General features: G+C 62.9%; 4 protein-coding genes. All 4 read right to left on the bottom strand.

From position 1 onward, the window contains the following. Positions 1-277: 277 nt before the first annotated feature. The 4 genes from ACVOLI_RS00550 to ACVOLI_RS00535 all read right to left on the bottom strand — a co-directional run bounded on the left by ACVOLI_RS00550 (position 278) and on the right by ACVOLI_RS00535 (position 6,556). Positions 278-3,427: a discoidin domain-containing protein gene (locus ACVOLI_RS00550; RefSeq protein WP_481533080.1), complete on the bottom strand. Its 3,150-nt coding sequence runs from the start codon at positions 3,425-3,427 to the stop codon at positions 278-280. Positions 3,428-3,555: 128 nt separating this feature from the next. Next, a complete protein-coding gene (locus ACVOLI_RS00545; RefSeq protein ID WP_481533079.1) occupies positions 3,556-4,392 on the bottom strand; it encodes a carbohydrate ABC transporter permease in 837 nt (278 codons plus the stop codon). Positions 4,393-4,403: 11 nt separating this feature from the next. Next, the gene (locus ACVOLI_RS00540) at positions 4,404-5,285 is read right to left on the bottom strand and encodes a carbohydrate ABC transporter permease (RefSeq protein WP_481533074.1); all 882 of its coding nucleotides are present in this window, start codon (positions 5,283-5,285) and stop codon (positions 4,404-4,406) included. Then, positions 5,282-6,556: a sugar ABC transporter substrate-binding protein gene (locus ACVOLI_RS00535; RefSeq protein WP_481533078.1), complete on the bottom strand. Its 1,275-nt coding sequence runs from the start codon at positions 6,554-6,556 to the stop codon at positions 5,282-5,284. Before ACVOLI_RS00535 ends, ACVOLI_RS00540 begins: the two co-directional genes overlap by 4 nt. Positions 6,557-6,567 lie beyond the last annotated feature (11 nt).

Genomic DNA, 6,567 nt, shown 5'->3' with positions numbered 1-6,567 from the left:
AGCAACCAAACCACCTGCCTCCAATCCTCAAGGCTTCGGTACGGGCTTCGGTACGGGCGTCGGTACTGGCGATGCGTCGCCCGTATGCATCATCAGCTTCGCGGCTGACGCTGCTCCCAAAGGCATTCACCGGGAAAGCTCCTGCCGAGCATGGCTCGGCACTACAGCCGGGCAAAGGACGGCTGGTGCATTTGTTTTCTCAGATCCGACGGAAGTTCTTCCTCTCCCTCTCGTCGACTGGCCTGCGCCTCGGTGTTCGAGGCGCAGTTTTTACTCCTCAACGTCTGCTGCGCTCGCTGCGGCGCAGCTCGGCGGGAATCTCGATTTCGACCTTCGCCGGCAGGCTGCCGATATGCAGCTCATTGCCCAGCCACTGCGCCGGTTCGCCATTGATCGTCGCCTCTCCCGGCGTGCCCTCATAGGGCCATTGCAGCAACAGCCCCGCTGCCGGCAAACGCAGTCCTTCGGACACCTGCAAGGTCAACTGCTTGTCACTGCGCTGCAGCGAGTAACTCAACATCCCGTGCGAGGTATTCAAATCCTCGATGGCGATGCCCTTGCCTGCCAGCCAACTGGCGGGCACGCCCGCAGCGATCACGATCGGACCATCGACATCACGCTCGTACGCGAACATATCCAATGCAGAACGCACGAAGTCCGACGCCACCCAGGCATGCGGCAGGTCGCCGACAAAGAACGGTTGTCGCGGCGTCGATGACACCACTTCGGCCCACTGGTTCCATGCCGGCGGCGCACGGTCCTTGAAGAAGAACTCGGTGGCCTCCCAGGCCCGTGCACGCCAACCCAGGCGCACGAAGGCGCTTACGTTGCGCCACTCGTATGGCGTGTAGTCCTTCCATTGCCGCTTGCCGTCACGGCGCTCGACGAAGTGCTGCCAATAGCGCTCGAAGGTATTGTTCAAAGCGGGCTGCGGCAACCTGCCCTGCTCGCCACCCGGCGCCAACGCGATCGTGGTGGAGGTGGCATCGAAGTCCCCCAGCTCCACCGAACCAGGCAGGTAGTCGATCTTGTGCGCGGCCATCGCAGCGCGCAGCGACTCGTCCAGGTCCTGACGGAACTGATCACGTGATGCAGCCATGGTCAGTGCTTCGGCTTCCAGTCCCAGGGCTACCGCCATGTCGGCAGCGTCCTTGTAACCGCGCAGCGCCCAGAAGTTGTCCCAGTACGAATGCACCGGCTTGGCCGAATAGCCTTCGTGGCTGATCGAGGCCGGCATCATGCCGTAGAAGCCGGCATTGCGCGCACGGTTCTCTTCCGTGCGCTCACTCAGCCGCAGCTGCTCCATGTAGTTCCATGCCATCTGCACACGCGGCCACATCTGCTGCAGGAAGGCAGTATCGCCAGTGTGCCGCCAGTACTCGGCGATTGTGTAGATCAACTCACCGTGGCTATCGTTCTCCGGCACTGGATCGCTGCCACGTGCATCCACGCAGCACGGCACCATGCCACTCTCGAACTGATATGGCGCATACCAATCCACGTACTGGCGCACCGCATCGGCGCGCCCCATCCGCAACAGGCCTTCGGAGATCATCGCGCCATCACGGATCCAGCTGCGCGCGTAGGAACGCGTGCCCGGCTGCAGGCTCGGCCCAACCCGCGAGATCAGCATATGTGCGAGTGCGGTGCGCAGCGTATTGGCCAACGGCTGGCCAGCCTCCGGCACGCGCAGCTTGAGCTGATCGAGCTTCTGCCGCCACATCGCTGCGACCTGCTGCTGCGCCTTGTCGGCATCGAACTTGGCCGGCATCTGCCAGTTGCCGGTCTGCGGCAGCACCAGCACCACCTCCCGGCGTTGTCCCGGCTCCAGCTTCCAGTTGTAGACCAAGGCGCCCGATGCCAAGCCGGTGGCATCGCGAACCTCCTGCGTGATCGGCAAGTCCTTGTCAGCCAGGTGGGTGACAGCCAACTTGCTGTCGAAGCTGCTGGCAAAGCCCGCATCGGCCGGAAGCGACGTATACACCCGCGGCTGGCCGTTGACGCTTATCTGCCCGGTCCGCACTGCCAGATTGTCGATGCGGCTGACGCCACCGACGGTGTTGAGGAACTGGCTGGGCGGATTGACCTGGAACGGCCGCACCGCAAGCGCCAGACGATACTCGTGCGCGACCTTGTCGGTGTTGTGCAGCTCATAGCGTGCCACCAGCTGTGCCTGGTCCGGCCGCCCCTGCACGAAGCCCGTGACATTCAAACCGAAGTGATCGTGCTCCCAAGCCACCGACGGCATCGGCAGATAGCCATCCTGCAGACCCTGGCTGGACTTCACCTCCGCCCAGCCGATCACCTTGCCATCGAGCACGACGAACGGCTCGATGCTGAAGCCGCCTTTCATCGCCTCCAGCGCGCCATCCTCGCTGATCAGGGCCTGCTCGCGACCGCCGTCCAGGCCGAGGATGGTCCAGTACGGTTGCTCGCCGCTGAAGCCGCGCGGCAAGGAACCACGCGGCAGATCGGCAGCAACAGAACGGATGAAATCATTCGGGGTATTCGCAAACGACAGCGGCTTGAGGCTGATGTCGCGGATGCCATAACGCCAATTCGGGCCATCGACCAGATCGAAGCGCAGGTAGCGCGCCTCGGTCTCCGGCAATGCCAGCCAATCCCTGCCGCCGGTGCCGCTGGTGACTTCACGCAGGGTTTTCCAGTCGCGACCATCCGCGGACGAGCGCACCACGTAGCGCGAAGCTTCCAATCCCGGCGCCCATTGCACGACCGCACCACCGAACTCGCGCACCTTGCCCAGGTCCAGGCTGACCGTCTGCTGCTTTACACCGCCGCTGATCCACAATGTGTCCGGTTTGCCGTCGGCGATGCGCTGCTGCAGCGCAGTGGCGGTATCGGCGATCACCGTGGTGGTCAGCGCCGAGTTGTCTTCTTTCGGCAGCGGCTGCAGGGTCAGCTGGTCGAAGCAGACCGTACCGCGGCCGCCGACCTTGCTGTAAATGGTGAACTCCACTGCCGCACTGCGCCGCAGGGTCTTGTCCGGGTCCGGGCCCCAGGCTTTCTCGATATGCCGCTTGCGGTAGCTGATGCGGGTCCAGATCTTCGGGAAGTTGAAACCTGGACGATTGACCCACCAGACATTGTCACCGCTGGCATCGACCAGCTTGAACTGCAGGTCGTTGGCCGGCGAGTCGCCGCGCAGGTCGAAGGACAGCTGGTAGTTCTCCGGCCAGGTCACATCCAACGGACGGCGGATGCCGACATAGCCGGACACCTCATGGAAGTCATAGTCCAGGCACAACGCACGCCCGCTGTTGCCGGCCACTGGGCGCAGCGAACCGCTGACCTGCGGCGAGGTGATCAGCTGCCACGCACCGATATCATCGAACTTGGCGAGCACTGCAGCGCTGGCCGGCGGCACCCACGCCAGCAACAAGCTCAGCAGACCAATCACAAAACGCATATTCATCAGCAAAGTCCCGATTTACCACCAGCAAAACCTGCTGGATTTTCGCAAAGTTCAACGCCATCCGCGGCGGTTTGTTTCGTTTGGAAGTGCAGCGCCACAGCCTGCTTGCGGGCCGCGGTGCTTCAGCCCTTGACGCTGCCCAGCAGCAGGCCCTGGATGTAGTAGCGCTGCAACACCAGGAACAACAACAGCACCGGAAGCACCGTCACCACCGCGCCGGCCATCATCATTTCCACATCCATGATGTGCTCGCGCGACAGGCTGGCCAGCGCCACCGGCAAGGTGTAGTGCTCCTGGTCGGTCAACACGATCAAGGGCCACATGAAATCGTTCCATGCCCCCATGAAGGTGAAGATCGCCAGAGTCACCAGCACCGGTTTGAGCATGGGCAGCACGATCTGGAAGAAGATCCGTGCCTCGCTGGCGCCGTCGATGCGCGCCGCTTCCAGCAGTTCATCGGGAATCGAGCGCGCGTACTGGCGCACCAGGAAGATGCCGAACACGCTGGCCAAGGCTGGAATCACAACGCCACCGAAGGTGTTCACCAAGCCCATCTGCTTCATCAGCAGGAACAGTGGCAGCATCGCCACCTGCGCCGGAATCACCAATGCAGCCAGCAACATCTGGAACAGCCGCTCGCGGCCGGCAAAGCGCAGTTTGGCAAAGGCATAGCCAGCCAGGGTGTTGAACAATAACGACCCCAACGTGATTGCAACCGACACCAACAGGCTGTTGATGAAGTTGTTGCCCATGCCGGTGCGGGCGAACAAGGCCTGGTAGTTGGCCAATGTGGTGTGCGCTGGCAGCAACGGCGGCGGGAACTGCGATGCCTGCCCGCTGGGCATGAACGACACCGACAGCATCCACGCCAGCGGTGCCAGGCTGATCACGGCCAGCAGCAACAAGCCACCGTTCACCCACCACGCATGCCAACGCGACTGACCGATTTCGCGGCTCATACCGGCCTGGCTCATACCAGCTCCCTGCGCTTGCCGAAGCGCAACATCAGCGTGGTCACCGCCAGGATGATCAGGAACAACAGGAAGGCCACGGCCGAAGCACGGCCAAGGTTCCACCACTTGAAGCCTTCCTCGAACATGAAATAGAGCACGCTCACGGTACTTTGCAGCGGATCACCGCGGGTCATCACATAGGGCTCGGCGAACAACTGGAAGTAACCGGACACGGTGATCACACCGACCACCAGCAGCACCGGCCCCAGCATCGGCAAGGTGATATGCAGGAACTGCTGCCAGCGCGAGGCGCCGTCTATGCGCGCCGCCTCGTACAGGTCCTTGGGAATCGCCTGCAGGCCGGCCAGGAAGATCACCATGTTGTAGCCGAAGTTCTTCCACACCGCGAAGCCAATGATGGTCGGCATTGCCCAGTTCGGGTCGCCCAGCCAGTCGATCGGATTGATACCGACCTGGCCCAATCCCCAGTTCACCAGCCCGTAGCGGGTGTGGAACAGATAACGCCAGATCACCGCCACCGCCACCAGCGTGGTCACCACCGGCGCGAACAAGGCGGTGCGGAACAGCGCCTTGAAGCGCGCGGCCGGGGCGTTGAGCAACAACGCCGCCCCTAGGGAAACAGCGATCGACAAGGGGACCCCGGCGACCACGAAGTACGCGGTATTGCCCAGTGACTTCCAGAACATCGGTGTCTGCAGCAGGTCGATGTAGTTGCCCAGTCCGTTGAAGCGCAGGTTGTGGGGGTCGGCCAAGGCGTAGAGATCGAAGTCGGTCAGGCTCAAGGCCAGCGCCGACAACACAGGCAGACCAAAGAACACGCCGATCACAATCAGCGCCGGTGCGGCAAAGACCCAGCCAGCCAGCGAGCCGCGCTTCATGGCGCCGCCTTCGCAGCTGTGCCGGCCTGCTGCTCGACGATCCAACGGCGCTTGGCGAGGATGTCATCCACTTGCTGGTCCAGCTGCTCGACCGCCTTGTCCTGCGGCAAGCCGCCACGCACCACCTGCTCGGTCACCACCCGCATCTGCTGGGCAATGCGCTCCCACTCCAACACCTTGGGCGTGGGTTTGACGCGTTCCAGCTGGTCGGCAAACGCGGCTGTCAAAGGATCGTGCTGCAACTCCGACGACTGCCAGGCGCTGCGGCGCGGTGGCAGGTCACCAATGATCTTGTAGAAGCGCTGCTGGATCGCCGGCCGCGACAGGAACTCGATCAGCTTCCACGCTGCCTCTTTCTTCTGCGAGGACCGGAACACCACCAGGCTGGTGCCACCGGCAATGCCCGCACCAAGCCCGTCCGGACCGGGCAAGGGCGTGGCGCCCCATTCGCCTTCCAGGCCAGGTGGCTGACGCTGGCGGAACTCGCGGATGTTCCACGGGCCCGACAGGTAGAACGCGGTGAAGCCGCGGAAGAATTCATCCCAGACATTGGATATCTGGGTCTCGGACATCTTCGGCGCCCAGCCCTGCTCGAACATGTTGTCGTAGAAGGCCAGCGTGCGGCGGAAACCGGGGCTGCGGAAATTGCCGCGGGTATCACCATCGCGCAGCAGGGAATCCTCCTGCTGCAGCGCGAACGACAACTGCGGCTCGAACTCGTTCAAGGGCATCAGCACCGGGTAGCCACGCGCGCCCATGACCTTCTTCAACGCTGCGTTCACCTGCTCCCATTCAACCCAGGTCTTCGGCGGCTGCGCGTAACCGGCCTGGCGCAGCAGGTCCTTGCGATAGAACAGCAGGCGCGTGTCCACGTACCACGGGATACCGACCAGCTGACCATCGACGACATTGGTATCCCAGATACCGGTGAAGTAGTCGGACTGATCGATGACGGTGGACGTATCTACCAGTGGCTGCAGCGGCGTCAGTGATTGCAAGGTCGCGAATTCGGCGATCCAGGTATTGCCCAGCTGGCAGACATCGGGAAGTCCGTCAGCCGCATACGCCGTCAACAACTTCTCGTGCGCTGCGGTCCACGGAATGTTCTGTACATCGACACGAATGCCCGGGTTCTCCGCCTCGAACTCGCGCACCAGCTCACCGACCACCTCGGCCTCGCGGCCCATCGCCCAGAACCGCAAGGTGGTGCCCTGCTCGGACTTGGCACAGCCTGCGAGCAGCACCAACAACACGATGGCCAGCGCGCGGATCATTGGTCGTA

This window comes from Stenotrophomonas sp. STEN029 (assembly GCF_056760015.1).
The sequence above is the reverse complement of the archived record's forward strand: the minus strand, read 5'-3'. Positions and strand labels throughout refer to the sequence as shown.

Bases quoted from the DNA above. Each gene is read 5' to 3' on its own strand.
- ACVOLI_RS00540 (WP_481533074.1), bottom strand. From the start codon at position 5,285: ATGAAGCGCGGCTCGCTGGCTGGCTGGGTCTTTGCCGCACCGGCGCTG.
- ACVOLI_RS00550 (WP_481533080.1), bottom strand. From the start codon at position 3,427: ATGCGTTTTGTGATTGGTCTGCTGAGCTTGTTGCTGGCGTGGGTGCCG.
- ACVOLI_RS00545 (WP_481533079.1), bottom strand. From the start codon at position 4,392: ATGAGCCGCGAAATCGGTCAGTCGCGTTGGCATGCGTGGTGGGTGAAC.